The sequence below is a fragment of the Streptomyces hazeniae genome (assembly GCF_031845485.1).
GTDB lineage: Bacteria > Actinomycetota > Actinomycetes > Streptomycetales > Streptomycetaceae > Streptomyces > Streptomyces hazeniae.
On record NZ_JAVREQ010000001.1, the window covers coordinates 743,459 to 770,080 of the forward strand.

21 protein-coding genes are annotated in these 26,622 nt (G+C 73.2%); 12 read left to right on the forward strand and 9 right to left on the reverse strand.

From position 1 onward, the window contains the following. Window positions 1-25 precede the first annotated feature (25 nt). On the reverse strand, window positions 26-2,311 hold the full coding sequence (recD2, locus tag RM572_RS03010) for an SF1B family DNA helicase RecD2 (RefSeq protein ID WP_311671670.1): 2,286 nt from the start codon (window positions 2,309-2,311) through the stop codon (window positions 26-28). Between the two features lie 298 nt (window positions 2,312-2,609). Between recD2 and RM572_RS03015 the strand changes: the two genes are divergently transcribed. Next, a complete protein-coding gene (locus RM572_RS03015; RefSeq protein WP_311671671.1) occupies window positions 2,610-3,533 on the forward strand; it encodes a bifunctional helix-turn-helix transcriptional regulator/GNAT family N-acetyltransferase in 924 nt (307 codons plus the stop codon). A 48-nt stretch (window positions 3,534-3,581) separates the two neighbouring features. Here the strand turns inward: RM572_RS03015 and RM572_RS03020 are convergent, their stop codons facing one another. Continuing rightward, entirely contained in the window at window positions 3,582-4,997 is a 1,416-nt protein-coding gene (locus RM572_RS03020) for a S28 family serine protease (RefSeq protein ID WP_311671672.1), read from the reverse strand. Window positions 4,998-5,087: 90 nt separating this feature from the next. Continuing rightward, window positions 5,088-6,566, reverse strand: a complete 1,479-nt coding sequence (locus RM572_RS03025) for a hypothetical protein (RefSeq protein WP_311671673.1) — start codon at window positions 6,564-6,566, stop codon at window positions 5,088-5,090. A 108-nt stretch (window positions 6,567-6,674) separates the two neighbouring features. Between RM572_RS03025 and RM572_RS03030 the strand changes: the two genes are divergently transcribed. Both RM572_RS03030 and RM572_RS03035 read left to right on the forward strand, forming a co-directional pair. Further along, on the forward strand, window positions 6,675-7,160 hold the full coding sequence (locus RM572_RS03030; protein ID WP_311671674.1) for an NUDIX hydrolase: 486 nt from the start codon (window positions 6,675-6,677) through the stop codon (window positions 7,158-7,160). Window positions 7,161-7,174: 14 nt separating this feature from the next. Beyond that, window positions 7,175-7,399: a hypothetical protein gene (locus RM572_RS03035; RefSeq protein ID WP_311671675.1), complete on the forward strand. Its 225-nt coding sequence runs from the start codon at window positions 7,175-7,177 to the stop codon at window positions 7,397-7,399. Window positions 7,400-7,412: 13 nt separating this feature from the next. Here RM572_RS03035 and RM572_RS03040 read toward each other — a convergent pair whose 3' ends face one another. Both RM572_RS03040 and speB read right to left on the reverse strand, forming a co-directional pair. After that, window positions 7,413-11,231, reverse strand: a complete 3,819-nt coding sequence (locus RM572_RS03040; RefSeq protein WP_311671824.1) for an ABC transporter ATP-binding protein — start codon at window positions 11,229-11,231, stop codon at window positions 7,413-7,415. A 566-nt stretch (window positions 11,232-11,797) separates the two neighbouring features. Further along, complete coding sequence (speB, locus tag RM572_RS03045) at window positions 11,798-12,796, reverse strand: agmatinase (RefSeq protein WP_311671676.1); 999 nt, start codon at window positions 12,794-12,796, stop codon at window positions 11,798-11,800. Window positions 12,797-12,909: 113 nt separating this feature from the next. On the opposite strand from speB, the gene RM572_RS03050 reads away from it, so the two are divergent. The 3 genes from RM572_RS03050 to erm all read left to right on the forward strand — a co-directional run bounded on the left by RM572_RS03050 (window position 12,910) and on the right by erm (window position 14,906). Beyond that, window positions 12,910-13,716: a phosphatase gene (locus tag RM572_RS03050; protein WP_311671677.1), complete on the forward strand. Its 807-nt coding sequence runs from the start codon at window positions 12,910-12,912 to the stop codon at window positions 13,714-13,716. Window positions 13,717-13,815: 99 nt separating this feature from the next. After that, entirely contained in the window at window positions 13,816-13,953 is a 138-nt protein-coding gene (locus tag RM572_RS03055; protein WP_311671678.1) for a hypothetical protein, read from the forward strand. A 191-nt stretch (window positions 13,954-14,144) separates the two neighbouring features. Further along, window positions 14,145-14,906: an ErmE/ErmH/ErmO/ErmR family 23S rRNA (adenine(2058)-N(6))-methyltransferase gene (gene erm / locus RM572_RS03060; RefSeq protein WP_311671679.1), complete on the forward strand. Its 762-nt coding sequence runs from the start codon at window positions 14,145-14,147 to the stop codon at window positions 14,904-14,906. Window positions 14,907-14,963: 57 nt separating this feature from the next. Here erm and tesB read toward each other — a convergent pair whose 3' ends face one another. The 3 genes from tesB to RM572_RS03075 are packed head-to-tail and all read right to left on the reverse strand — an operon-like array spanning window position 14,964 to window position 17,730. Then, on the reverse strand, window positions 14,964-15,881 hold the full coding sequence (gene tesB, locus RM572_RS03065) for an acyl-CoA thioesterase II (RefSeq protein ID WP_311671680.1): 918 nt from the start codon (window positions 15,879-15,881) through the stop codon (window positions 14,964-14,966). 5 nt (window positions 15,882-15,886) lie between these two features. Continuing rightward, the gene (locus RM572_RS03070; RefSeq protein ID WP_311671681.1) at window positions 15,887-17,044 is read right to left on the reverse strand and encodes an acyl-CoA dehydrogenase family protein; all 1,158 of its coding nucleotides are present in this window, start codon (window positions 17,042-17,044) and stop codon (window positions 15,887-15,889) included. 50 nt (window positions 17,045-17,094) lie between these two features. Further along, a complete protein-coding gene (locus RM572_RS03075; RefSeq protein WP_311671682.1) occupies window positions 17,095-17,730 on the reverse strand; it encodes an SACE_7040 family transcriptional regulator in 636 nt (211 codons plus the stop codon). Between the two features lie 96 nt (window positions 17,731-17,826). On the opposite strand from RM572_RS03075, the gene RM572_RS03080 reads away from it, so the two are divergent. Genes RM572_RS03080 through RM572_RS03095 form a run of 4 tightly spaced genes read left to right on the forward strand, consistent with a single transcriptional unit; the run spans window position 17,827 to window position 23,691 of the window. Further along, window positions 17,827-19,458 carry a carboxyl transferase domain-containing protein gene (locus RM572_RS03080; RefSeq protein WP_311671683.1) on the forward strand — a complete coding sequence of 544 codons (1,632 nt, stop codon included), beginning with the start codon at window positions 17,827-17,829 and terminating at the stop codon, window positions 19,456-19,458. A 17-nt stretch (window positions 19,459-19,475) separates the two neighbouring features. Further along, a complete protein-coding gene (locus RM572_RS03085; protein WP_311671825.1) occupies window positions 19,476-21,563 on the forward strand; it encodes an acetyl/propionyl/methylcrotonyl-CoA carboxylase subunit alpha in 2,088 nt (695 codons plus the stop codon). Beyond that, window positions 21,560-22,528 (forward strand): hydroxymethylglutaryl-CoA lyase, encoded by a 969-nt coding sequence (locus tag RM572_RS03090; protein ID WP_311671684.1) that lies wholly within the window; start codon window positions 21,560-21,562, stop codon window positions 22,526-22,528. The genes RM572_RS03085 and RM572_RS03090 overlap by 4 nt, the downstream gene beginning before the upstream one ends. Window positions 22,529-22,530: 2 nt before the next feature. Continuing rightward, window positions 22,531-23,691: an acyl-CoA dehydrogenase family protein gene (locus RM572_RS03095; RefSeq protein WP_311671685.1), complete on the forward strand. Its 1,161-nt coding sequence runs from the start codon at window positions 22,531-22,533 to the stop codon at window positions 23,689-23,691. Between the two features lie 94 nt (window positions 23,692-23,785). Here the strand turns inward: RM572_RS03095 and RM572_RS03100 are convergent, their stop codons facing one another. After that, window positions 23,786-24,769 (reverse strand): sigma-70 family RNA polymerase sigma factor, encoded by a 984-nt coding sequence (locus tag RM572_RS03100; protein ID WP_311671686.1) that lies wholly within the window; start codon window positions 24,767-24,769, stop codon window positions 23,786-23,788. Window positions 24,770-24,873: 104 nt separating this feature from the next. Here RM572_RS03100 and RM572_RS03105 point away from each other — a divergent pair, with 104 nt between their 5' ends. Both RM572_RS03105 and RM572_RS03110 read left to right on the forward strand, forming a co-directional pair. After that, entirely contained in the window at window positions 24,874-25,635 is a 762-nt protein-coding gene (locus RM572_RS03105; RefSeq protein WP_311671687.1) for an SDR family oxidoreductase, read from the forward strand. Window positions 25,636-25,665: 30 nt separating this feature from the next. After that, window positions 25,666-26,595, forward strand: a complete 930-nt coding sequence (locus RM572_RS03110) for a DUF4429 domain-containing protein (protein ID WP_311671688.1) — start codon at window positions 25,666-25,668, stop codon at window positions 26,593-26,595. Window positions 26,596-26,622 lie beyond the last annotated feature (27 nt).

Here is a 26,622-nt window from a genome sequence, read left to right on the forward strand (position 1 = left end):
CCCACGGTGGCACGGAGTGCCGCCGTCAGGACCATCCTGCACCCTCCCGGGGGCGCTGGTCACCCCCGCCGACACGGGCACCTCCCCCGCCGGGCCGGGGAGCGGGCACCGCCCCGCTCAGCCGGTGGTCCAGCGCCGTGCACCGGCGGCCGGCCGACACCGTGCGCACCGCCTGGGCGATCGCCCTGCGTGCACCCACCAGAACGACCAGTCGCCTGGCCCGCGTGACCGCCGTGTAGAGGAGGTTCCGCTGGAGCATCATCCAGGCACTGGTGGTGACGGGGATCACCACCGCCGGATACTCGCTGCCCTGCGAGCGGTGGATGGTGACGGCGTAGGCGTGGGCCAGTTCGTCCAGTTCGTCGAAGTCGTACCCCACCTCCTCGTCCTCGTCGGTGCGCACCGTGAGGCGCTGCTCCTCGGCGTCGAGCGCGGTGACGACGCCGACCGTGCCGTTGAAGACGCCGTTCGCCCCCTTGTCGTAGTTGTTGCGGATCTGCGTGACCTTGTCGCCGACCCGGAAGACGCGGCCGCCGAACCGCTTCTCCGGCAGGTCCGGCCGGGCGGGCGTGACGGCCTGCTGGAGCAGCCCGTTGAGCGTGCCGGCGCCGGCCGGGCCCCGGTGCATGGGGGTGAGCACCTGTACGTCCCGTCGCGGGTCGAGCCCGAACTTCGCCGGGATGCGCCGGGAGACGACGTCGACGGTGAGCCGGCCCGTCTCCTCGGTGTCGTCCTCGACGAAGTGGAAGAAGTCCGGCAGGCCGTGGGTCACCGGGGGCACACCGGAGTTGATGCGGTGCGCGTTGGTGACGACGCCGGACTGCTGCGCCTGCCGGAAGATCCGCGTGAGCCGTACGGCCGGGACCGGGCCGCCCTCGGCGAGCAGGTCCCGCAGCACCTCCCCCGCGCCGACGGAGGGCAGTTGGTCGACGTCGCCGACCAGCAGCAGGTGGGCGCCCGGGGGCACGGCTTTGATCAGCTTGTTCGCCACCAGCAGGTCGAGCATCGACGCCTCGTCGACCACCACCAGGTCCGCTTCCAGGGGACGGTCCCGGTCGTAGGCGGCGTCGCCACCGGGCTTGAGCTCGAGCAGCCGGTGCACGGTGGACGCCTCGGCACCGGTCAGCTCGGACAACCGCTTCGCGGCCCGGCCGGTGGGCGCGGCCAGCACCACACGCGCCTTCTTCGCGCGCGCCAGCTCCACCACGGAGCGCACGGTGAAGGACTTTCCGCAGCCCGGGCCGCCGGTGAGCACGGCCACCTTCCGCGTCAGCGCGAGCCGGACGGCCTGCGACTGCTCCGGGGCGAGGTCGGTGCCGGTGCGACGGCCGAGCCAGCTCAGCGCCGCCTCCCAGTCGACGTCGCCGAAGGCGGGCAGCCGGTCCTCGTCGGTCCGCAGCAGCCGCATCAGCTGCGCGGCGAGGGAGATCTCGGCCCGGTGGAAGGGCACCAGGTAGACCGCGGTCACCGGCTCCCCGTCCTCCCCCGGCACCTGCTCCCGCACCACGCCCTCCTCGTCCTGCGCCAGCTCCGTGAGGCACTCGATGACGAGCCCGGTGTCGACCTGGAGGAGCTTGACCGCGTCGGAGATCAGCTGCTCCTCGGGGAGGAAGCAGTGGCCCTGGTCGGTGGACTGGGAGAGGGCGTGCTGCAGGCCGGCCTTGACCCGCTCCGGGCTGTCGTGCGGGATGCCCAGCGCCTGCGCCAGCCGGTCCGCGGTGAGGAAGCCGATCCCCCAGACGTCGGCGGCCAGCCGGTAGGGCTGGTTCTTCACCACGGAGATGGAGGCGTCGCCGTACTTCTTGTAGATGCGGACGGCGAGCGAGGTCGAGACGCCGACCCCCTGGAGGAAGACCATCACCTCCTTGATGGCCTTCTGCTCCTCCCAGGCGGCGGCGATCTTCTTCGTCCGCTTGGGCCCCAGGCCCGGCACCTCGATCAGCCGCTGCGGCTCCTGCTCGACGACGTCCAGGGTGTCCAGGCCGAAGTGGTCCACGATCCGTTCGGCGATACGCGGTCCGATGCCCTTGATCAGCCCCGATCCCAGGTAGCGGCGGATGCCCTGCACCGTGGCGGGGAGCACCGTCGTGTAGTTCTCCACCGTGAACTGCCGCCCGTACTGGGGGTGCGAGCCCCAGCGCCCCTCCATCCGGAGCGACTCGCCCACCTGCGCGCCCAGCAGCGAGCCGACGACGGTGAGCAACTCACCGCCCCGGCCGGTGTCCACCCGGGCGACGGTGTACCCGTTGTCCTCGTTGGCGTAGGTGATGCGCTCGAGGACGCCCTCGAGCACGGCGGGCTGGAACGACATGTGACAGACCGTAGCCCCCGCCACCGACATCCGCACCGGTACGGCGGCGGTGAACGGCCGGAGACGACCGAGCGTCACCCTCAGGGGTGAGATGCCGGGCGGGGTCTTCCGCCGGCCGCCCGGAGGTGCCTATCCTTGACTCAGTCAAGTTTCTCGGGGCTCCGGGCCCCGGGTCCGGGTCCGGGTCCGGGTCCGGGCTGCGAGTCCGGGCCCCGGGCCCCGGGTCCGGGCTGCGAGTCCGGGCCCCGCCCGGTGGCTGCACGCCCCGGGGCCGGCGTCGTTCCCCAGGGGGCCTCTCATGACCGTCCAGGAAGTCCGCGCGTTCAACCGCTTCTACACCAACCTGATCGGCGCCCTCGACTACAGCCGTCACCTCTACACGCCGTACACGCTCACCGAGGCCCGCATCCTTTACGAACTGGCGCACGGCAGCCGGCTGGACGCCGCCGACCTGCGCACCTCGCTGCACCTGGACGCCGGCCACCTGAGCCGGCTGCTGATGAAGTTCGAGAAGGACGGGCTGCTCACCCGGGAGCCCTCCGCCGAGGACGCACGGCGGCAGCGGATCACCCTCACCGAGGGCGGACGCGAGGCGGCGACACTGCTGGAGGAACGCTCCCTGGAATCGGTGGGGGCCCTGCTCGACCGGGTCTCCTCGGACGACCGCGACCGGCTGGCCGAGGCGATGGGCACCATCCGCACCGTGCTGGGCGAGGAGCGGTCCGTGCGGCCCTCGTCGCGCGTGCGGCTGCGCGGGCCGGAGCCCGGCGACCTGGGCTGGATCGTCCAGCGCCACGGCGAGCTGTACGCCCGCGAGTACGGCTGGGACGCGGGCTTCGAGGCGCTGGTGGCCCGCATCGTGGGCGAGTTCGCGGCCGGGCACGACGCGGAGCGGGAGCGGGTGTGGATAGCCGAACTCGACGGGGAGCGCGCGGGTTCGGTGATGTGCGTAAGGGACACCGGCATACCGGGCGCCGCCCGGCTCCGGCTGCTGCTCGTCGAGCCCGACGCCCGGGGCCACGGGCTGGGCGACCGCCTGGTGCGCGAGTGCGTCGGTTTCGCCCGTGAGCAGGGGTACCGGGAGATGGTGCTGTGGACCAACTCCGTCCTGGACGCGGCCCGGCGCATCTACCAGAGGGCCGGCTTCACCCTGACGGGAGAGAAGCCGCACCGCAGTTACGGGGCGGACCTGGTGGGGCAGGACTGGCGCCTGGAGCTGTGAACGGACGGCGTGGGGGCGCTGCCGCCACCCACGCCGTCCGTGGTCAGGTCACGGGCGGAAGGTCCGCTGCCGCTCGACCTGCTTGTCCAGCTTCCGGTCCGGCTCGGTCAGCCGCTTGGTGGCGGTGTCGGCCTCCGGCTGCTCGTTCTCCACGTCCGCCCAGTCGAGCAGGGCCTCGGTGGCGATCCGCCGCTCCCCGTCCTTCAGGCTCGCGATGTCGGCACCGTGGTTGGCGCCCGGCGCGGTGAAGACATAGGAGTCGTCGGCCTTCTTGCCGACGCGGAAGGGCTCGGCGCCCCACGGGTCGTTCTCGCCGTTGACGAAGAGCATCTCGGAGGAGTGCTTGCGCACCCAGCGGTCGATGTCCCGCATGGCGCGCCGCTCGAACTCCATCGGGATGTCCTCGGGCACGAAGCTGCGCGGCGCGTTGATGCCCGGGTAGCGCAGCAGCCCGTCGAGGTGTGCGTTCTCCATGTCCGGGTTACCCATCTGGGTGCCCGCCTGGTAGTAGTACGGCACGTACGGCGTCAGGCCCTGGTCGGTGTAGAAGGAGAAGCCGGAGACGGCGTCGACGAAGTTCCAGATCTCGTCCGTCGAAGCGTCGGCAGCGGGCACGTCCGCGCACTCGGACTCCGGCTGGTACTGCCAGAAGGCGTACACCAGGTCCAGCACGACGACCTCGTAGGCCCGGTCGACGTCGCCGATCAGGTCGAAGGTCCAGCCTTCCGCCTCCGCCTGCTGCCGGTAGCGCTCGACCATCTCGTCGCGGCGCACGAACGCCTCGCGCTGCACCGCGTTGAGCGCGGTCCGGCATTCCTCGGTGCCCACGGTGGCGAAGAACTCGTCGTAGGCCCGGTCGTCGCGGTCGTCGACGTTGTTCGGCGCCACGTAGGCGATGGTGCCGTCCATGTCGTACGGGTAGAAGCGGCGGTAGTAGGTGGCCGTCATGCCGCCCTTGCTGCCGCCGGTGGCCACCCAGTTCCGGTCGTAGACGTCCTCGAGCGCGTCGTGGATGCGGTGCTGGTCGCTGGCGGCCTGCCAGATGGTCAGCTTGCTCCAGTCGGCGGGCTCCGGCCGCGAGGGCGTGAAGAACCGGTACTCCATGGACACCTGGTTGCCGTCCACGATCTGCGTCGGTTCGCTGCGGCGCGGCTGGGTGCTCAGGTTGTAGCCGGAGGTGAAGAAGACCGTGGGCCGGTCGACGTGCTTGTGCAGGATCGAGATCCGCTGCTGGAACGTGCCGGCCTCCGGGTTCCGGTGGTCGACGGGCTGTTCGTAGTTCAGGAGGAAGAAGCGGTAGCCGTCGACCGGCTTCTCCTCGATGAGACTCATCCCGGGTATGGCCAGGAGTCTCTGCTTGATGTCCGCGTTCTCGGCCGGTTCGGCCGACGCGGAAGCGGTGCCGATCCCGACGGTGCCTATGAGCACCACCAGCGACAGCAGCCACCTCAGCGCCTTGTGCATACGCCCTCCCCTGGGTCGCAAAGGTCGCCCGCGAACCTATCCCCGCACCGCGCGGCCCGCCAGAGTCGTTCGGGGATTCCAGCCGACCGGCTACCGGAGGGCCCCGGAACGGGTTCCGTCCGCGGCGCCGCGCGCGGCGCCGTCCGCGGCGAAGGAGGTCGTGGCGAAGGAGGTCACGTCGTCGGAGCCGGTGCCCTCGGTGATCCACCAGTGGGTCGGGTACTCGCCGTACAGGCCGAACGACAGGCCCGGACCCCAGTGGAGGACCAGTTCGTCGTCCCCGTCGGCGTCGAAGTCGGCGGCTCCGGCGGGACGCGCGTGCAGGTACTCCTCCGGCGTGCGCTCTCCGCCCTCGTCCGTCGCAGGTGCCGGGTCACGCGCGACCTCGACGCGCCGGTCACCGTCGATCAGCGTGGCGCCCCGGTAGGTGGCGACCAGGATGCCGTCGCGGCCGTCGCCGTCCGGGTCCGCGGCGAAGAACGCGCCCGGACCGTAGTCCGTCGCGCGTCCCTCCGGCACCTCTGGCAGCGTGTGCGTCACCGGTGCCTCCCCACTGCCCGGATACACCGCCAGCGACCCGGCCACTTCCGGCGCCTCCGTCCGGTAGCCCGGTTCGTCGTTGCGGCTGCCGCTGTCGCCGACCGCCACGTCCCGCAGCCCGTCGCCGTCGAAGTCCCCGAAGGCATGGGCGTTGCCCGGCCGCAGTTCCTCGCCGTCGCGGGAGAGCCCGGTGCCGCGCCGCGCCCGGTGGAGGGTGTTCCCGGCCTGCTCGCCGTCGCTCATGCCCCGGACGAGCAGGGAGGTCGCACGCGGCGCGCCGGACGTGCCGGGTTCGTCCGCCACGAGATACCCCTCCGACCACGGCAGGTCGGTGTCCTTCCGGGCGGGCTCGCCGGACCGGGCGAACGGCCCGTACAGCACCACCAGCGAGGACTCGTCGGCGGCGAAGGCGGCGAGGTCGTGGCGCCCGTCGCCGTCGAAGTCCCCGCGGACCAGGGACCGCAGGCCCTCCTCGGCCACGCTCCGCGGCAGCCGCACCGGAGTGGCCCCGCCCTCCTCCGCCCCGGGACCGCGGGGACCGCCCCAGGTGACGTAGGGGACGACCCGCCGGAAGGCGCCCGGTTCCCCTGCCGTGCCGCGCTGCTCGGAGACCTCCGTGACGAACTCCGGAAAGCCGTCGTCGTCCAGGTCGGCGGTGAGGACCTGGGAGGGAGCGATGCTCTCCCCGGCGACCGCGGGCAGCCCCAGTTCGATGCCGTCGTGGACGGTGCGGGTCACCGGGTCCGGCCCGTCGGCGGAGCCGTACACCACCCCGATCCTCCGGCCGGTGGGGTCGTCGTCCCCCTGGCCGCCGACGTAGACGGGCACGAGCAGGTCGCGGTGCCCGTCGCCGTTGAGGTCGTCCGGGTCCTCGGAGCCCGTTCCGGCGGCCGGACGGCGACTCTCGGCGGGCTCGGCCGGCAGCTCGTCCGCGGAACATCCGGTCAGGCCCGCGAGGAGGACGGGAACGGCGAGGAGGAGCCACACCACGGGCGGTTGGGGCCCGGACGGGCGGGCGGGACGCGTCATCGTCCGAGCCTCACCCGCGTACCACCCCGCGCTCCAGCGGGACGACGGGCTTGTTGCGGAATCGTCGCACGCCCGCGCGGTCCGGAGCGCGCGGCATAGGGTCGGGGCATGAGCGACGCCGAGGCGAGGACGCCCCTTGTGACCGGTCCGCTGGGCTTGGAGCTGCTGTCCTTCCACCCCGAGCCCGAGGACACCGGGTTTCCCGACGCCGCGGTGGGCTACGCGCTGGTCGTGCTCCGGCACGAGGACCGGGTGCTGATGGTGCTGGAACGGCACCGCGGCTGCTGGGAGATCCCGGGCGGCGGCATCGAGCCGGGCGAGACGCCGCGCGAGGCGGCGGTGCGGGAGCTGCGGGAGGAGGCGGGCCAGCACGTCGCGCCGGAGGACCTGCGCTTCGCCGGATTCGCCCGCACGAAGTTGCCGGACCGGTCCGTGCTCTACGGCGCGGTGTTCACCGGGAGCGTGACCGTCCGGCAGCCGTTCACCCCCAACGAGGAGATCTCCGCGATCCGTTGGCGTCGCGAGAGCGAGAGCCTGCCCGGAGGTCGGGTGCAGACGGTCGACGAATATCTGGTGGCGCGCTGCGCAGGGTGACGTACTGTCGCGGCATGCCGAGACCTCACGGGTTCGCCTACGCGCAGCACGGCGACGGAACCGTCGTCGTCACCCACCACGGCCGGGAGGCCGCCACCCTCCGCGGGGGCCGCGCCGCGCGGTTCCTCGCCGAGGTGGCGGCCGGGGACGGGCAGCTGGTGATGGCCCGCTGGACCGGCGCCTACAAGCACGGCAACGAGCGCACCGCCCGCAACCATCCCCGCAACCGGGGGCGTTGACCGCCCCCGGCGCTCACGCGGTGGGTGTGGGCGCGGCCTCCCCCGCGTAGACCCGCCACAGCTCGGCGTAGCGGCCGTCGCGGGCCAGGAGTTCTTCGTGCGTGCCGGACTCCGCGATGCGGCCGTGGTCGAGCACGACCACCCGGTCCGCGCGTGCCGCGGTGGAGAGCCGGTGCGCCACCACGAGCGTCGTGCGGCGGCGGGCGAGCCGGTCCGTGGCGCGGTTCACCAGCGACTCGGTGGCCAGGTCGAGCGCGGCGGTCGCCTCGTCGAGCAGCAGCACGTCCGGGTCGACGAGCTGTGCCCGGGCCAGGGCGATGAGCTGCCGCTGACCTGCGGAGAGGTTGCGCCCGCGTTCGGAGACCGGGTGCAGGTAGCCGCCGGGCAGGGAGGCGACCATGTCGTGTGCGCCGACCGCACGTGCCGCCGACTCGACGTCGGCGTCGGTGGCGTCGGGGCGGCCGTAGGCGATGGCCTCCCGGACGGTGCCGGGGAACAGGTACGGCTCCTGGGGCACGACGCCGAGGCGGTGCCGGTAGGTCGTGAGGTCGAGTTCGCGCAGGTCTGCGCCGTCCACCCGTACCGTGCCGCGGGTCGGGTCGTAGAACCGGGCGACGAGCTTGACCAGGGTGGACTTGCCGGCGCCGGTCTCGCCCACGAAGGCCACGGTGGTGCCCGCCTCCACCGTGAGGTCGATGCCCGCCAGCGCCGCCTCGTGCGGGTCGGAACCCGTCCCGTCGGCGGTGGCGTAGTGGAAGTGGACGTCCTCGAAAGCGACTTCGCCGCGCAGCTCACGGACCTCGCGCGGCGTCGCGGCGGGCGGCGTGGTGGTCTGCTCGCCGAGGAGCTGCTGGATGCGGCCCAGCGCGACGACTGCCTGCTGGTAGCCGTCGAAGACCTGTGAGAGCTGCTGCACGGGGGCGAAGAACAGCTCGATGTACAGCAGGTAGGCGACCAGGGCGCCGGCCGTGAGCGTGCCGTCGTCGACGCGGCCGGCGCCGACCACCAGCACCGCGGCGGTCGCGAGGGCGGCGAGCAGCTGCACGAAGGGGAAGTAGACGGAGATCAGCCACTGGCCGCGGATGCGGGCCCGCCGGTAGGCGCCGCTGCGGGCGGCGAACCGCTCGGCGCCACCGTCCTCCCGGCGGAACGCCTGCACCATGCGCAGCCCGGCGACGCTCTCCTGGAGGTCGGCGTTGACCACGCTGACCCGCTCACGGGCGAGTTCGTACGCCTTCACGCTCTGCCGGCGGAAGAAGACGGTGCCGACGATCAGCAGCGGCAGCGCGGCGAACACGACCAGCGCGAGTTGCAGGTCGATGACCAGCAGGGCCACGAGGATGCCGAAGAAGGTGAGCAGCGCGACGAGTGCGGTGACCAGCCCGGTCTGCAGGAACGTAGACAGCGCGTCGACATCCGTGGTCATGCGGGTCATGACGGCGCCGGTCAGGTGCCGCTCGTAGTAGTCGAGGCCGAGTCGCTGAAGCTGGGCGAAGATCTTCACACGCAGCGCGTACAGCACGCGCTCGCCGGTGCGGCCGGTGAAGCGCATGGCGGCGAACTGGGCGCCCCACTGCCCGACGACGACGAGCAGTGCGAGCACGGACGCCCACCACACGGCGTCGAGGGCGCGCTGGGAGACGCCCTCGTCGATGCCGTGCCGGATCAGGACGGGCAGCATCAGCGCGGCGAGCGCGTCGAGGGCGACGAAGGCGAACGCGACGGAGAGCGGGCGGCCGAAGCCGTGCAGCAGCCGGCGCAGGCCGTAGGAGGGCTCGGGGCGTGTGGCGTGCCGTTCGTCGACCTCCGGTTCGTCGTCGGCGGGCGGCAGCGCGGCGACGCGGGCGAGGAGTTCGGGGCTGCCGGGCATGCCGGCGAGTTCGGCGGCGAAGCTTCCCGGGCGTCCGGCCTGGGCGTGGGCGGTCGCCGTGTGGCCGCCGTCGGAGCCGGTGGCGGCGGCGTCCTCGTCCTCCTCCGGGCGCACCCACAGCTCCGGGGTCACCCCGTCGACCCGGCGGTGCGCGTCGTGGCCGGCGAGTCCGGCCGGGTCGCGTTCGACGTCGGCGAGTTCGTCGGGGTCGGTGAGCAGGCGGCGGTACAGGGAGCAGCGGCCGGTCAGTTCGTCGTGGGTGCCGACGTCGACCAGGCGACCGCCGTCCAGGACGGCGATGCGGTCGGCCAGCGCGAGGGTGGAGAGGCGGTGCGCGATGAGCAGCGTCGTCCGGCCGGCCATCACGCCGCGCAGCGCCTCGTGGATCTCGTGCTCGACGCGGGCGTCCACGGCGGAGGTGGCGTCGTCCAGGACGAGGAGCCGGGGGTCGGTGAGGATGGCGCGGGCGAGCGCGACGCGCTGCCGCTGGCCGCCGGAGAGGGTCAGGCCCTGCTCGCCGACCATGGTGTCGTAGCCGTCGGGCATCTCGGAGATGAAGCCGTCGGCCTGGGCCGCGCGGGCGGCGGCGCGGACCTGCTCGTCGGTGGCGTCCGGGGCGCCGTAGGCGATGTTGTCCCGCAGCGACTCGGAGAAGAGGAAGCTGTTCTCCGGGACGAGGCCGATCGCGGCGCGCAGCGAGCCCGTGGAGAGGTCGCGCACATCGTGGCCGCCGACCCGGACGGCGCCGCCGGTGACGTCGTAGTAGCGGGGCAGCAGCAGCGAGACGGTCGACTTCCCGGATCCGCTGGTGCCCACGACGGCGACCGTCTCGCCCGGCTCGATGCGCAGGCTGAGCCCGTCCAGCACCGGTGGGCCGTCGCCGTAGCCGAAGGTGACGTCGTCGAACTCGACGGAGGCGTCCGCGTCGGCGGGCAGTTCGTGCGCGCCCGGGCGTTCGGTCAGCTTGGGCTCGGTGTCGATGAGGTCGAAGACGCGCTCGACGCCGGCCCGCGCCTGCTGGCCGACGGTGAGCACCATCGCCAGCATCCGTACCGGTCCGACGAGCTGGGCGAGGTAGGTGGAGAAGGCGACGAACGTGCCGAGGGTGATGCGCCCCTCGGTGGCGAGCCAGCCGCCGAGCGCCAGCATGGCGACCTGGCCGAGCGAGGGCACCGCCTGGAGGGCGGGGGTGTAGCGGGCGTTGAGCTTGACGGTGCGCAGCCGGGCGGCGAAGAGCGTGCGGCTGATGCGGCGCAGCTTCCCCGTCTCCTGCTCCTCCTGGCCGAAGCCCTTCACCACGCGCACGCCGGTGACCGCGCCGTCCACGACCGAGGCCACCGAACCGGCCTGCTGCTGGGCGTACCAGGTGGCCGGAAACAGTCGGGTGCGGCTCCGGTTGGCGATGATCCACAGCAGCGGCGCGACGGCCAGCGAGACGAGGGTCAGCAGCGGGGAGAGCACCAGCATGACGACCAGCGCGACCAGGAAGAGGAGAACGTTGCCGATCATCATGGGGAGCATGAACAGCAGGCTCTGCACGAGCTGGAGGTCGCTGGTGCCGCGTCCGACGACCTGGCCGGTGCTGAGTTCGTCCTGCCGGTGGCCGTCGAGGCGGACGATCGCCTCGTACATGTCGGTGCGCAGGTCGTGCTGGACGTCGAGCGCGAGGCGTCCGCCGTAGAAGCGGCGGACGTAGGTGAGGCCGTAGACGGCGACGGCGACGGCGATCAGCAGGCCGACCCAGATCTCCAGGCCGCCCTGGTCGCCGACCACGACGTCGTCGACGACCACCTTGACGAGGAGCGGCACGAGGGCCATCAGACCCATGCCGGCCAGCGAGGCGCCGAGGGCCAGCAGCACGTTCCGCCGGTAGTGCCAGCAGTACGCGCTCAGCCTGCGGGCCCATCCGCGGCGGCCCTCCGGCCCGTCTCCGCTTCCGGTCCGCCCGGCGGCTCCGGTCACCTTCTCCCCCACGCTCGCGCTCCCCTCCGGTCGGTCACTGACGGAAGGGTGCAACGCCGGGGGCGGGGGATTTCATCCCGGAGGCTGCTGCCGGTGGGGCATTCCCTCCGCGATCGGGGGAAGAATCCGGTCGGGCCCCGGAGGAGCCGCATACTTCTCCGGGGCCGTACCGGCTGGGGGCGTCCGTCTCGGTGGCCTTCGGTGGACCAGGCACCCCCCACAGGGCCGGCCCTCCGTCCGTTCGACGGCGCCCCATCCCGCGGGGCAGCGCTCAGGATTCTGTCGGAAACTTCCACGCCGTGCACATCGACCGCACAGAATCGGTAACGTTGCGTATTAAACTGCTTTCATAACGTCACATGACAACAGAGTGTCACCCGGGGGTCGCACGCCACCCACCAGCGGTTTTCCGCCAGTGGTCTCCACCAGGGAGTGTGACGCACCGCACAGGGTTCGCCACGAACGGTGCCGGGCCTGTGGCGCCAAGTTGGCCGAGAACCGATGCTCCCCGGCGTGGAACCGGCGTTCGACGAGGCGTCGGAGCACCGGCCGGCCGGGCGGGCGCTTCAGGAGGTCCCGTCCCGTGCCTCGGCGATCTGCCGCGTCATCAGGGTGGTCAGCTCGTACGCGGTGTGCGAGGCGGCGACCGCGGTCATCTCCGCGTGGTCGTACGCCGGGGCCACCTCCACCAGGTCGGCCGAGACCAGGTGACACCCGGCCAGGCCGCGCAGGATCTCCAGCAGCTCGCGCGAGGTCAGACCGCCCGCCTCCGGAGTGCCGGTGCCGGGCGCGTGCGCCGGGTCGAGCACGTCGATGTCGATGGACACGTACAGCGGGCGGTCGCCGATGCGCTCCCGCAGCTGCTGCGCGACCTCGTCCACGCCGCGCCGCATCACGTCGGCGGAGGTGACGATGCCGAAGCCCATCTTCTCGTCGTCGGTGAGGTCCTTGCGGCCGTACAGCGGGCCGCGGATGCCGACGTGGCTGAGCGCATCGGTGTCGAGGGTGCCCTCCTCCACCGCCCGGCGGAACGGCGTGCCGTGGGTGTAGGCGGCACCGAAGTAGGTGTCCCAGGTGTCCAGGTGCGCATCGAAGTGCAGCAGGGCCACCGGACCGTGCTTGCGCGCGACCGCGCGCAGCAGGGGCAGCGCGATGGTGTGGTCGCCGCCCAGCGTCATCATCCGGGCGCCGGAGTCGAGGATCTCGTCGGCCGCCGCCTGCACCGTCTCCACGGCCTCGTCGATGCGGAACGGGTTCGCCGCGATGTCCCCCGCGTCCGCGACCTGGGCCAGGGCGAAGGGCGACGCGTCCTGCGCCGGGTTGTAGGGGCGCAGCAGCCGGGACGCCTCCCGGATCGCGTTGCCGCCGAAGCGGGCGCCCGGCCGGTACGAGACGCCGGTGTCGAACGGCACGCCGACCACCGCGACGTCGGTCCGGCCGCCCACCTCGTCCAGGCGGGGCAGCCGGGCGAAGGTCGCCGGCCCGGCGTAGCGGGGAATGCGGGAGGAGTCGACGGGCCCGACGGGCTCGGGGCGTGCAGCGGACTGCTCGGAGGGGGTGCTCATGAGGGGAAGGGTAGGCAGCCCGCGAGGGCGTCCCCATGGACGGATGTGCAGATACCGGGCCGCCTATTTGGACACTCCGTCCATCGACCAGGCGTACGGGACACAATGGCGGCATGTCTTCGTCGCTCCCACTGCCCGCCGTTCCCAGCCGCACCTCGCTCCTGGAGCACCTGGTGCACACCCGGATCGCCGGGCACGTGGCCACGCCGCGCGAGAACAACCTGTCCCACTACCGCGAGCTGGCGAACGGCAACCGGCACTACTGGCTGGGCCTGGAGCTGGGCGACCGGTGGTCGGACGAGCAGGACGTGCTGGCGGTGATGGCCGAGCGGGTGGGGGTGAGCGACGACCCCGACCACCGGCACGGCCAGGACACCATCGACCCGGAGCTGACCGTCGGCGCCCTCGACCGGGCCGCCGCGGAGCTGCGCAAGGCGGCGGAGGACCGCAAACGGGTGCTCTTCGCCACCGGCCACCCCGGCGGCCTGCTGGACGTGCACGGCACGGTCGCCCGGGCGCTGCGGTCGGCGGGCTGCGACATAGCCCGCGTGCCGCTCGGGCTGTACGCCGACGAGGGCGTGGTGGTGCAGTTCGCGGGAGTCGCCGTGCACGAACGGGGCGCCTCGCTGTGGCACACCCACTCGCCCGAACCGATGCGGCAGATCCTCGACGCCTACGAGCGGGCCGGGCACGGCATGCCCGACCTGGTGTTCGCCGACCACGGCTGGGCGGGCTGCGCGGCGCAGCGCGGCCTCGACACGGTCGGCTTCGCCGACTGCAACGACCCCGCGCTCTTCCTCGGCGAGGCGGAGGACACGCTCTCCGTCGCCGTGCCCCTGGACGACCACGTGGCCGACCCCCGGTTCTACGAACCGATGATCGCGTACCTGCTGGACGCGGCCGGCCTCACCGACGTCTGACCCTCGGCGCCCCGACACCCGCGCGGTTCGGGCGGTGCCCTGCGGCGGCCCCCGGGAAACCGCTTGCCGCGCCCGTCCCGGGCGGCCTAGCGTTCCCCCATGTCCGCCTCCTTCGCGGCGATCATCGACGGCGCGCACGCCGACGCGCGGCGCACCGGCTGGTCCGCCCGGCTCAGCCTCCGCCCGCGCGCTCGGCGCTGGGCCCTGGCCGCACGCCAGGACGCCCTCGGCGCCTGAGTCCGCCCCGCGCTTCCCCGCCCGCCGCACGCACCGTCGTGCGCGCGGCGGGTCGCACCCTCGCGCACTCCTGATCCGAGCCGCGCTCCGTCAACGTGCCCGCTCCAGGGCCTCCGGTGTCCCCATCACCCCGGACAGGCCCGGCCGCCGCCTGCGCGCCCCCGCCTGTCCTCACACCAGAGGACTTCACCGTGGCACGCCGCCGCAGCACGCTCTCCCAGAACTTCCTGCACGACCCCGCCGTCGTGCACCGCCTCGTGCACGCCTCCCGGCTGCGCCCGGACGACCTGGTGGTCGAACCGGGCGCGGGCGAAGGGGTGCTGACCCGCGCCCTGGCCCGCCGTTGCCGGCAGGTGGTGGCGTACGAGATCGACCCGCGCCTCGCCGCCGCGCTGCCCCGGCGGCTGCGGAACGAGCCCAACGTACGCACCGTGACCGGCGACTTCCTGCGGGCGCGGCCGCCCCGGGAACCGTTCGCCGTCGTCGGCAACATCCCCTACGCGCGCACCTCGGACATCGTCCCGTGGTGTCTGGGCGCGCCCGCGATGACCTCCGCGACCCTGCTCACCCAGCTCGAGTACGCACGCAAGCGCACCGGCGGCTACGGGCGCTGGTCACTGGTGACCGTGGGCAGCTGGCCGGAGTTCGCCTGGCGGGTGGAGGGGCGCGTGCCGCGCGAGTCCTTCACGCCGGTGCCGCGGACGGACTCGGCGGTGCTGCGGATCGCACGACGGCCGGCCCCGCTGCTGCCGCGTCCGGCGCTTCCCGCCTACCGGGAGTTCGTCGCCCACGGCTTCACCGGCGTCGGCGGTTCCCTCGGCGCCACCCTGGCCCGCCGGCACCGCACCCGCCGGGTCCGCGACGCCTTCGCGGCCGCCGGGCTGGAGCCGGGCACGCCGGTCGGCCTGGTGCCGCCGGACACCTGGGTCGAGCTCTTCCGGCGCCTGGGCTGAACCCGCGCGGTGACGCCGGGGCGCGCCAGATGGCGGGGCACGGAGTCGTCGTCCGGATCAGCGCGGGACGCGGACGACGCCCTCCTGGATGACGGAGACCGCGAGCCGGCCGTCGCGGGTGAAGATCCGTCCGGCGGCCAGCCCGCGGCCGCCCTGCGCGGTCGGCGACTCCTGGTCGTACAGCAGCCATTCGTCGGCCCGGAAGGGACGGTGGAACCACATCGCGTGGTCCAGGCTCGCGCCCACGACGTCGCCGACCGCCCAGCCGCCGCGCCCGTGCGCCAGCAGCACCGAGTCCAGCAGGGTCATGTCCGAGACGTAGGTGGCCAGGCAGATGTGCAGTGTGGGGTCGTCCAGGAGACCGTCGAGCTTGCCGTTGGTGCGGAACCACACCTGGGAGCGCGGCTCCCGGGGCTCGCCGGCGCGGGCGAACGGCGGGGCCTCCACGTACCGCAGGTCGACCGCCGCCCGGGCCTTGAGCAGCTTCTGAGGCACCCGCGGGTCGCTGAACAGGTGCGCGTACCGCGGCATCATCTCCTCGGCACGCGGCAGCGTGTCGGGGTCCGGCGTGCCGGGCATCCGCGCCTGGTGCTCCAGGCCGTCCTCGTGCGCCTGGCAGGAGGCGGAGAGGTGGAAGATCGGCTGCCCGTGCTGCACGGCGACGACCCGGCGGGTGGTGAAGGACCGGCCGTCGCGGATGCGGTCCACCGTGTAGACGATGGGCGCCCCCGGGTCTCCGGGACGCAGGAAGTACGCGTGCAGCGAGTGCGGCAGCCGCCCCTCCGGAACGGTGCGGCAGGCCGCGACCAGGGCCTGCGCCGCCACCTGGCCGCCGAAGACCCGGGGGATCACGGCCTGGCGGCTCGCGCCGCGGAAGATGTCCTGCTCGACCCGCTCCAGGTCGAGCAGATCGAGCAGGTCGAGCAGGTCCTCCGGGGCCGGGTCGTGCGGTTCGGAGGTGCCGGGGTCGTTCACACTCCTCACAGTCCCATGGACTTGGCGATGATGGAGCGCATGACCTCGCTGGTGCCGCCGTAGATCCGGGTGACGCGGGTGTCGGCGTACAGCCGGGAGATGGGGTACTCCGTCATGTAGCCGTAGCCGCCGTGCAGCTGGAGGCACTTGTCGATGACGTGCGCGGCGGTCTCGGTGGTGAAGAGCTTCGCGGAGGCGGCGTCGGCCGCGGTCAGCTCGCGGGCGTCGTGCGCCTCCAGGGCGCGGTCGACGACGGCCTGCATGGCGTCGACGTCGGCCTGGCAGTCGGCGAGCACGAACTTGGTGTTCTGGAAGGAGGCGACCTCCTTGCCGAAGACCGTGCGCTCCTTGACGTACTCCTTCGCGAAGCGGACGGCCGCGGCGGCCTGCGCGTAGGCCCCGAACGCGATGCCGAGGCGCTCCTGCGGCAGGTTGTGGGCGAGGTAGCCGAACGCCTCGCCCTCCTCGCCGAGCAGGTCCTCGACGGGCACCTTGACGTCGGTGAAGGAGAGCTCCGCGGTGTCGGAGGACTTCAGGCCCAGCTTGTCGAGCGTGCGGCCGACCGCGTACCCCTCCGAGGAGGCGTCCACCACCAGGATGGAGATGCCGGCCCGGCGGTCCTCGGGGCTCGGGGGCGCGGTGCGGCAGCAGACGAGCACCCGGTCGGCCTGCGCGCCGCCGGTGATGAAGGTCTTGGCGCCGTTGAGGACGTAGTGGGTGCCGTCCTCGGACAGCTTGGCCGTGGTGCGCATGCCGGCCAGGTCGGAACCGGTGCCGGGCTCGGTCATGGCGATCGCGGTCATCATCTCGCCGGACACGAACGCGAGCAGCCAGCGCTGCTTCTGCTCCTCGGTGCCGTAGGCCAGGATGTAGGGCAGGCACAGCGCGGTGTGCACGCTGGAGCCGCCGAAGCTGACCCCGGCGCGGGCGCACTCCTCGCTGATGACCGCGTTGTACTTGAAGCTGGTCTCGCCCGCGCCGCCGTACTCCTCGGGCACCTCGATGCCGAAGACGCCCAGCTCGCCGAGCTTCTTGTAGAAATCGCGCGGGACGTATCCCTGCGCGGCCCACTCGGGGTAGACCGGGACGACTTCGGCCTCGATGAAGTCGCGGACGGTCCGTCGGAACGCCTCGTGGTCGTCGTGGAACACCGTACGCCGCACTGCGCCACCTCCCGCTGTCTAAGCGCTTGCTCAGACAAGTTACCCGGGAGTCAGTGCGGCTGTCCAGAGCCGCCGTCCGCCCGGGCGGCCGCCAGCGCGCCGCGCGCCAGCCGGTGCAGCAGGGCGGCGGTCGTACCGCGGTCCGGGAGCGAGGAGGGCCCGGAGAGGTGGGGCGTGGAGTTGAGCAGCCCGAAGACGGTGTGCACCGAGACCCGGGCCTCCAGCTCGGTGAGCCCCGGGTACACGGCCCGCACGGCGCCCACCCAGAGCTCGACGTACTGCCGCTGCAGCTTGCGCACCTGCTTCCGGTCGTCGTCCCGCAGCCGGTCCAGTTCCCGGTCGTGCAGGGTGATCAGCGAGCGGTCGTCGAGCGCGAAGTCGATGTGACCGGCGATCAGCGCGTCCAGCGTGGCCTCCGGGGCGAGACCGGCGGAGACCGACTCCTCCATCCGCGCCACGCCGCCCTCGTGCAGCCGTTCACTGATGCCCACCAGCAGCTCCGCCAGCATCGCGTCCTTCCCGGCGAAGTGCCGGTAGAGACCGGGGCCGCTGATGCCGACGGCCGCACCTATCTCGTCGACGCCCACGCCGTGGAAGCCGCGCTCGGCGAAGAGCCGGGCCGCCTCCCGCAGGATCTGGTCGCGCCGGGTCGGGGTGGCTCGGTCACGTGCCGCACTGGTCGTCATGCCGACCATTCTAGACAGGCACGTTAATGAGCGTTAACCTGTGGGCACGAGGTTAACGCTCATTAACGCACGCACGGAGCAAGGGGGCTCAGCGGCATGGAGCAGGCAACGGCGCTGGTCAGCGGCGTCGACCCGGCATCGGACAACTGCCGGGCGAACGAGGCCGCGCACCGCGAACTGGCGGGGCGGCTGCGCGAGAAGCTCGCCACGGCCCGGCTGGGCGGCGGCGAGAAGGCCCGCGCCCGGCACACCGCGCGCGGCAAGCTCCTGCCGCGCGACCGGGTGGACGCACTGCTCGACCCGGGCTCCCCGTTCCTGGAGATCGCACCGCTGGCTGCCGACGGCATGTACGGCGGGGCCGCTCCCGCGGCCGGCGTGATCGCCGGCATCGGCCGGGTGTCCGGCCGCGAGGTCGTGATCGTGGCCAACGACGCCACGGTCAAGGGCGGCACGTACTACCCGATGACGGTGAAGAAGCACCTGCGCGCCCAGGAGATCGCCCTGGAGAACCGCCTGCCGTGCGTCTACCTCGTGGACTCCGGCGGTGCGTTCCTGCCCATGCAGGACGAGGTGTTCCCGGACCGCGAGCACTTCGGCCGCATCTTCTACAACCAGGCGCGCATGTCCGGCGCCGGCATCCCGCAGATCGCCGCCGTCCTCGGCTCCTGCACCGCGGGCGGCGCGTACGTCCCCGCCATGAGCGACGAGGCCGTCATCGTCCGCGAACAGGGCACGATCTTCCTCGGCGGCCCGCCGCTGGTGAAGGCCGCGACCGGCGCGGTCGTCACCGCGGAGGAGCTCGGCGGCGGGGAGGTCCACTCGCGCACCTCCGGCGTCACCGACCACCTCGCCGAGGACGACCCGCACGCGCTGCGCATCGTGCGGAACATCGTCGGCACCCTGCCCGGCCGCCCGGCTCCGCCCTGGACGGTCACCCCACCGGAGGAGCCGCGGACGGACCCGTCCGGCCTCTACTCCGCCGTCCCGGTCGACTCGCGCACGCCCTACGACGTGCGCGAGGTCATCGCCCGCGTGGTGGACGGCTCCCGCTTCCAGGAGTTCAAGGCCGAGTACGGCACCACCCTGGTGACCGGCTTCGCCCACATCCACGGCCACCCGGTCGGCATCGTGGCGAACAACGGCATCCTCTTCTCCGAATCCGCCCAGAAGGGCGCCCACTTCATCGAGCTGTGCGACCAGCGCGGCATCCCGCTGCTCTTCCTCCAGAACATCTCCGGCTTCATGGTCGGCAAGGACTACGAGGCGGGCGGCATCGCCAAGCACGGCGCCAAGATGGTGACGGCCGTGGCCTGCACCCGGGTGCCCAAACTGACCGTGGTGATAGGCGGTTCGTACGGCGCGGGCAACTACTCGATGTGCGGCCGGGCATACAGCCCTCGCTTCCTGTGGATGTGGCCGAACGCCAAGATCTCGGTGATGGGCGGCGAACAGGCCGCCTCCGTGCTGGCCACCGTCAAGCGCGACCAGATCGAGGGCCGTGGCGAGGCGTGGAGCGAGGAGGAGGAAGAGGCCTTCCGCGCTCCGGTCCGCGCCCAGTACGACGAGCAGGGCAACGCGTACTACGCCACCGCGCGCCTCTGGGACGACGGCGTGATCGACCCGATGGAGACGCGCCAGGTGCTGGGCCTCGCGCTGACCGCCTGTGCCAACGCTCCGCTGCCGGAGAAGGATCCGAACGCGCCCGCCTTCGGCGTGTTCCGGATGTGAGGGGGACGACGATGACCATGTTCGACACCGTGCTGGTGGCCAACCGCGGCGAGATCGCCGTGCGGGTCATCCGCACCCTGCGCGCCGAGGGCGTCCGTTCGGTCGCCGTCTACAGCGACGCCGACGCCGACGCCCGCCATGTGCGGGAGGCCGACACCGCCGTGCGCATCGGCCCGGCCGCCGCAGCCGAGAGCTACCTGTCGGTGGACCGCCTGCTGGACGCCGCACGCCGCACCGGAGCCCAGGCCGTGCACCCGGGGTACGGCTTCCTCGCGGAGAACGCCGCGTTCGCCGCGGCCTGCGCCGACGCCGGGCTGGTCTTCATCGGGCCGCCCGCCGCGGCCATCGACCTCATGGGCGACAAGATCCGCGCCAAGGAGACCGTCGCGGCGGCCGGTGTTCCGGTCGTCCCCGGCTCCTCCGGCTCCGGCCTGTCCGACGCCGAACTCGCCTCCGCAGCCCGGGAGATCGGCATGCCGGTGCTGCTCAAGCCGTCCGCGGGAGGCGGCGGCAAGGGCATGCGCCTGGTGCGCGACGAGGCGCTGCTGGCCGACGAGATCGCCGCCGCGCGCCGCGAGGCCCGGGGCTCCTTCGGCGACGACACGCTCCTGGTGGAGCGCTGGATCGACCGGCCCCGGCACATCGAGATCCAGGTGCTGGCCGACGCCCACGGCAACGTCGTGCACCTCGGCGAGCGCGAGTGCTCCCTCCAGCGCCGCCACCAGAAGATCATCGAGGAGGCGCCCAGCCCGCTGCTCGACGAGGCCACGCGGGCCGCGATGGGCGAGGCCGCGGTGAACGCCGCCCGTTCCTGCGGCTACCGGGGGGCGGGCACGGTGGAGTTCATCGTGCCCGGCGGCGCACCGGCGGCCGACGGGCGGCGCGACTACTTCTTCATGGAGATGAACACCCGCCTCCAGGTCGAGCACCCGGTCACCGAGCTGGTCACCGGGCTGGACCTGGTGGAGTGGCAGCTCCGGGTGGCCGCGGGCGAGCCGCTCGCGTTCGGCCAGGACGACGTCACCCTCACCGGACACGCGGTGGAGGCCCGGGTCTGCGCCGAGACCGCCCGGGTGTCCGGCGCTCGCGTGGACTTCCTGCCCTCCGCCGGCACGGTCCGGCTGCTCCGCGAACCGCAGGGCGAGCGGGTCCGCACCGACTCCGGACTGTCCGAGGGCACCGAGGTCGGCACCTCCTACGACCCGATGCTCTCCAAGGTCATCGCGTACGGCCCGGACCGGGCCGCGGCGCTGCGCGGGCTCCGCGCCGCCCTGGGCGGCACCACCGTGCTCGGCGTGGACACCAACGTGGCGTTCCTGCGGGCGCTGCTCGCGCACCCGGACGTGGTGACCGGCGACCTGGACACCGGGCTGGTCGACCGCGACGCGGCCGGCCTGGTCCCCGCCGGCGTCCCGGCCGAGGTGTACGCCACCGCGGCGCTGCTGCGTCACGCCGGGCTGGAGCCCGCCGCACCGCGCGGCGGCGCGGGTGACTGGGTGAACCCGTTCACCGTGCCGTCCGGCTTCCGGCTAGGCGGCGAGGCCGCCTGGACGGTGCACCACGTGCGCGTCCCCGGCCACGACCCGGTGGCCGTGCGGGTCCGCGGCCTGGCGCACGACGCGCTGGTCCGCGTCGGGGACGCCGAGCCGGTCGTCGCGCGGCTGGCCGACACCGCTCCCGCCGGTACCCGGCTGGAGTGGGGCGGGCTCACGCACCGCTTCACCTGGGTGGCCGACGACGGCGGTGCCTGGCTCGGGCGCGACGGCGAGGCCTGGCACGTACAGGCCCACGACCCGGTCGAGGCGGCGTTGCGCGGCGGCGCCGGAGCGCACGGCGCGGACGCGCTCACCGCTCCCATGCCGGGCACGGTCACCGTCGTCAAGGCCCAGGTCGGCGAGGAGGTCGCCGCGGGCCAGAGCCTGCTGGTGGTCGAGGCGATGAAGATGGAACACGTCATCGCCGCCCCCTACGACGGCGTGGTCACCGAGCTGGACGTGTCGGCGGGGAGCACCGTCGCGATGGACCAGGTGCTCGCCGTCGTGGAGCCGAAGGAGCCGCAGGACTCCGAGGAGGCGCAGCAGCCGAAGGGGGGCGATCCGGCATGACCGCCGCACCGCGCACCCCGGGCGTCGAGGGCCTGCCCATGGCGGTGCCCGCCCCCGGGCTGCCGCCCCGCGTCCGCATCCACGAGGTCGGTCCGCGAGACGGCCTGCAGAACGAACAGGCGATCGTCCCGGTCGAGGTGAAGGCGGAGTTCGTCCACCGGCTCGCCGACGCCGGCCTGCGCACCGTCGAGGCGACCAGCTTCGTCCACCCCAAGTGGGTGCCGCAGCTCGCCGACGCGGAAGAGCTGTACCCGAAGCTCTCCGACCTCGGCGACGGCGTGCGGCTCCCGGTGCTGGTGCCCAACACCCGCGGTCTCGAGCGCGCGCTCGCGCTGGGCGCCCGCGAGATCGCGGTGTTCGCCAGCGCCACCGAGTCCTTCGCCAAGGCCAACCTCAACCGCACGGTCGACGAGGCGCTGGCGATGTTCGAGCCCGTGGTGCGCGGGGCCCGGGAGGCCGGAGCAAGCGTCCGCGGCTACCTCTCGATGTGCTTCGGCGACCCCTGGGAGGGCCCGGTGCCCGTCGAGCAGGTGGTGCGGGTGTGCCGCAGCCTGGTGGACATGGGCTGCGACGAGCTGAGCCTCGGGGACACCATCGGCGTCGCCACGCCCGGACACGTCGGTGCCCTGCTCGCCGCACTGGACGCCGAGGGCATCGGCGCCGAGCGGATCGCGGTCCACTTCCACGACACCTACGGCCAGGCACTGGCCAACACGCTCGCCGCGCTCCAGCACGGCGTGCAGACGGTGGACGCGTCCGCGGGCGGCCTCGGCGGCTGCCCGTACGCGAAGAGCGCCACCGGCAACCTCGCCACCGAAGACCTCGTGTGGATGTTGCACGGCCTCGGCATCGAGACCGGGGTCGACCTCGGCCGGCTCACCGCCACCAGCGTGTGGATGGCCGAACGGCTGGGACGCCCCAGCCCCTCCCGTACCGTCCGAGCGCTCTCCCACAAGGAGCAGTAGTCATGTCTCTCGACCACCGTCTCGCCCCCGAGCACGAGGAACTGCGCCGCACCGTCGAGGAGTTCGCGCACGACGTCGTGGCTCCGAAGATCGGCGAGTTCTACGAGAACCACGAGTTCCCCTACGACATCGTCCGGCAGATGGGCGAGATGGGCCTGTTCGGGCTGCCGTTTCCCGAGGAGTACGGCGGCATGGGCGGCGACTACCTCACCCTGGGCCTGGCCCTGGAGGAGCTGGCCCGGGTCGACTCCTCGGTCGCCATCACCCTGGAGGCGGGTGTCTCGCTGGGCGCCATGCCGGTCTACAGCTTCGGCACCGAGGAGCAGAAGCGCACCTGGCTTCCGAAGCTCTGCTCCGGCGAGATGCTCGGCGCGTTCGGCCTCACCGAGCCCGAGTGCGGCTCGGACGCCGGCGGCACCCGGACCACCGCCGCCCGGGACGAGAAGACCGGCGAGTGGGTGATCAACGGCTCGAAGTGCTTCATCACCAACTCCGGCACCGACATCACCGGCCTGGTCACGGTCACGGCCGTCACCGGACGCAAGCCCGACGGAGCACCGCTGATCTCCAGCATCATCGTGCCGTCCGGCACGCCGGGCTTCACCGTCGCCGCCCCCTACTCCAAGGTCGGGTGGAACGCGTCGGACACCCGCGAGCTGTCCTTCTCCGACGTCCGCGTCCCCGGCGAGAACCTGCTGGGCGAGGAGGGCCGCGGCTACGCGCAGTTCCTGCGCATCCTGGACGAGGGCCGCATCGCCATCGCAGCGCTGGCCACGGGGCTGGCGCAGGGCTGCGTGGACGAGTCCGTGGCGTACGCGAAGACCCGCAGGGCGTTCGGCAAGGCCATCGGCGAGAACCAGGCCATCCAGTTCAAGCTGGCCGACATGGAGATGCGCGCCCACACCGCGCGCCTGGCCTGGCGGGACGCCGCGTCCCGGCTGGTGGCGGGCGAGCGGTTCAAGAAGGAGGCGGCGCTGGCGAAGCTCTACTCCTCCGAGATCGCCGTGACCAACGCCCGGGAGGCCACCCAGATCCACGGCGGGTACGGCTTCATGAACGAGTATCCGGTGGCCCGCATGTGGCGGGACTCCAAGATCCTGGAGATCGGTGAGGGGACGAGCGAGGTGCAGCGCATGCTGATCGCCCGCGAGCTGGGCTTCTGACCGCTCTCGCCGCGCCCGCCCGCCCGCCCGCGCGCGGGCGGGCGGGCGGGCGGGCGGGCGGGGAAAGCGGAGCCCGAACCCGGCCCGGGGCGGGTCAGGCGCCGGGGCCGTCGACGTCGTCCGGCCCCTCCGGGCCCTCGGACCCGTTCAGGTCCTCGCCCGCGTCCCTGCGTACGGCCGCGTCCAGGACGTCGACCCGCAGCGCGCTCAGCCGCTCGGGCTCGGCGATCAGGTCGATGCCGGTGATCAGTTCATCGGTGATCGTGAAGGCCATCACCAGCGCCAGCCGTCCGCCGTCGGCCATCAGGAGCGCCGGCGCCCCGTCCACCAGTGCCGGCTGAGTGCCCCGCGCCCGGGCCGTGGCGGCCGACGCGCCCCTGGCCACGTTGCGGGCACCGGCCACCACCAGCGGGTGCCGTGTCGGGCCGACCGCCGCGTCCGCCCGCAGCACCACCTCGGGATCGAGGACCGCGAGCAGCGCGTCGAAGTCGCCTTCACGGGCCGCGGCGAGGAACGCCTCCACGACCCCGCGCCGCCGCGCCAGGTCCGCCGAGGGCACCACAGAGCCGCCGCGCACCCGGCGGCGTGCGCGGCTGGCGAGCTGCCGGGCCGTTGCCGGGGACCTCTCCAGCAGCTGCCCGATCTCGTCGAAGGGCACGGCGAACATGTCGTGCAGCACGAACGCGACGCGTTCGGCCGGGGAGAGCGTGTCCAGCACCACCAGCATCGCCAGCCCCACCGACTCCGCCAGCACCGCTTCGTCCTCCGGCGCGGGGGCTTCCATCGCGCTCCGGACGCCCTCGGCAAGCCCGCTCTCCAGCGCCTCGACGGCCTCGAGCCCTTCCTCGCGCCGCGCTTCCCGGGAACGCAGCAGGTTCAGGCACACCCTCGCCACCACCGTGGTGGCCCAGCCGCCGAAGTTGCGCACCTCGGCGGTGTCGGCGCGGCTGATGCGCAGCCACGCCTCCTGCACGGCGTCCTCCGCCTCGCTCACCGAGCCGAGCATGCGGTAGGCCACCGCCCGCAGCCGTCCGCGCTCACCCTCGAATCGCTCCGCCAGCAGCTCGCCCTCGCCCACCTGTCACATTCCTTCCTTGCCGCGTGTCACAGCAGTAGAACCCGAAACCCGGCACGACGGAGCCGGGAAGCGCCACCTTCGGGCCGACGCGATGAGGAGAGACGATGGCTTCCACGATTCTGGTCACCGGCGGTACCGGCACCCTCGGACGGCACGTGGTGCCGCTGCTGCGCGGCGCGGGCTGCTCCGTGCGCGTCCTGAGCCGCCGGGAGCGGCCGGACGAGGACGGCGTCGTGTACGTCACGGGGGACCTGCGGGAGAACGCGGGCGTGGCCGCCGCCGTGGCGGGCTGCGCGACCGTACTGCACCTCGCCGGTGGTCCCAAGGGGGACGACGAGGCGACCGCACACCTGGCCCGCGCCGCCGCAGAGGCGCAGGTGAAGCACCTGGTGTACATCTCCGTCATCGGCGCGGACCGGGTGCCGCTGGCCTGGCTCCGGTCCAAGCTCGCCGCCGAACGCGCCGTCGCGGACTCCGGCGTGCCCTGGACGACCCTGCGGGCCGCCCAGTTCCACGACCTGACGCTGGCCATGGTGGAGAAGATGGCGAAGCTGCCGGTGGTCCCCTCCCCCGGCGGGCTCCGGCTCCAGCCCGTGGACGCGCGCGAGGTGGCGGAACGGCTGGTGGAGCTGACGCTCGGCGCGCCGGCGGGGCTGGTGCCGGACCTGGCGGGACCGAGGGTGTACGACCTCGCCGAGCTGAGCCGCGGCTACCTGCGGGCGCGCGGCAAGCGGCGCCCCCTGATGCCGGTCCGCATCCCGGGCAAGGCGGGTCGCGCCTACCGGGCGGGTGCCAACCTGACGCTGGAGGGCGCCACCCTGGGCGAGCGCACCTGGGAGGACTTCCTGTCCGAACGGGTGGCCTGAACGCCGTGCCCGTGCGCGAGAATCGTCGGCATGGCGGAAATCATCCAGCGCGCGGGCACCTGGACGTTCGACGGCGACACGCTGCGGATCGTGCCGGGGAACGGCAAGTCCACTCACACGCTGCGCCGGGAGCTGGGCGAGGTCGCCGTGCCGTTGGAGGCGGTGGCGGGGATCGCGTACGAGGCGGGGCACGGCCGGAAGGCGGGACGCCTGCGGGTGCGGCTGCGCACCGGCGCGGATCCGCTGGCCCATGTCGCGGGCGGACGGCTCCCGGACGCCGCCGACCCGTACCAGCTCGCGGTCGACGGCGACCGGGCGGGCGTCGCCGAGTACGTCGTGGACGAGGTGCGGAACGCGCTGCTGCTGGAACAGGTGGCGGACGGTCCGTGCGACCGGTACCTGCTGCCCGGCCCGTCCGTGCCGCGCACGGCGGCCGGTACGGACGGCACGGCCGTCTTCGACGGCGAGCGGGTGCAGTTGGAGTGGAACTGGATGGCCGAGGAGAGCAAGTCCTCCGGTGGCCCGAGAACGTTGCCGCTCGACGAGCTGACCGCGGTGGAGTGGACTCCGGCGGTGGGCTGGCAGAACGGCAGCCTGCGGTTCCGGCCGCGCGGCGGCCACACGGCGCCGAAGCCGGAGCACGACCCCAACTGCGTGCTGCTGTGGGGGGTGCGGCAGGCGCGGGAGACGGGTGGCGCCGTGCTGCTGGCCGCCGCCGTCGCGGCCCGGCTTCCGCACCCCGGGGCCGGGCCGCCTCCCGCACTCGCGGAGGGTGCCTCCGCGGTGGCGGCCGGGGCGACGGCCTCCGCGCCGCCGTCCCTGGTGAAGTCCGCTCCCGAGGACGCGGACCACGACGCGCTGCTGCGCAGGTTGCGGGAGCTGGGCGAACTCCACCGCGAAGGCATCCTGACGGACGAGGAGTTCGCGGCGGCCAAGCGCGCGGTGCTGAACCGCTTCTGACACGGCCGCCCGGCCGGACGTCCGCTG

Coding starts and splice junctions, on each gene's coding strand:
- RM572_RS03015 (WP_311671671.1), top strand. CDS start 2,610: ATGACCGTCCAGGAAGTCCGCGCGTTCAACCGCTTCTACACCAACCTG.
- RM572_RS03020 (WP_311671672.1), bottom strand. CDS start 4,997: ATGCACAAGGCGCTGAGGTGGCTGCTGTCGCTGGTGGTGCTCATAGGC.
- RM572_RS03075 (WP_311671682.1), bottom strand. CDS start 17,730: ATGACGACCAGTGCGGCACGTGACCGAGCCACCCCGACCCGGCGCGAC.
- RM572_RS03080 (WP_311671683.1), top strand. CDS start 17,827: ATGGAGCAGGCAACGGCGCTGGTCAGCGGCGTCGACCCGGCATCGGAC.
- RM572_RS03025 (WP_311671673.1), bottom strand. CDS start 6,566: ATGACGCGTCCCGCCCGCCCGTCCGGGCCCCAACCGCCCGTGGTGTGG.
- speB (WP_311671676.1), bottom strand. CDS start 12,796: ATGAGCACCCCCTCCGAGCAGTCCGCTGCACGCCCCGAGCCCGTCGGG.
- RM572_RS03090 (WP_311671684.1), top strand. CDS start 21,560: ATGACCGCCGCACCGCGCACCCCGGGCGTCGAGGGCCTGCCCATGGCG.
- RM572_RS03050 (WP_311671677.1), top strand. CDS start 12,910: ATGTCTTCGTCGCTCCCACTGCCCGCCGTTCCCAGCCGCACCTCGCTC.
- RM572_RS03085 (WP_311671825.1), top strand. CDS start 19,476: ATGTTCGACACCGTGCTGGTGGCCAACCGCGGCGAGATCGCCGTGCGG.
- RM572_RS03055 (WP_311671678.1), top strand. CDS start 13,816: ATGTCCGCCTCCTTCGCGGCGATCATCGACGGCGCGCACGCCGACGCG.
- RM572_RS03030 (WP_311671674.1), top strand. CDS start 6,675: ATGAGCGACGCCGAGGCGAGGACGCCCCTTGTGACCGGTCCGCTGGGC.
- RM572_RS03095 (WP_311671685.1), top strand. CDS start 22,531: ATGTCTCTCGACCACCGTCTCGCCCCCGAGCACGAGGAACTGCGCCGC.
- RM572_RS03035 (WP_311671675.1), top strand. CDS start 7,175: ATGCCGAGACCTCACGGGTTCGCCTACGCGCAGCACGGCGACGGAACC.
- RM572_RS03110 (WP_311671688.1), top strand. CDS start 25,666: ATGGCGGAAATCATCCAGCGCGCGGGCACCTGGACGTTCGACGGCGAC.
- RM572_RS03105 (WP_311671687.1), top strand. CDS start 24,874: ATGGCTTCCACGATTCTGGTCACCGGCGGTACCGGCACCCTCGGACGG.
- recD2 (WP_311671670.1), bottom strand. CDS start 2,311: ATGTCGTTCCAGCCCGCCGTGCTCGAGGGCGTCCTCGAGCGCATCACC.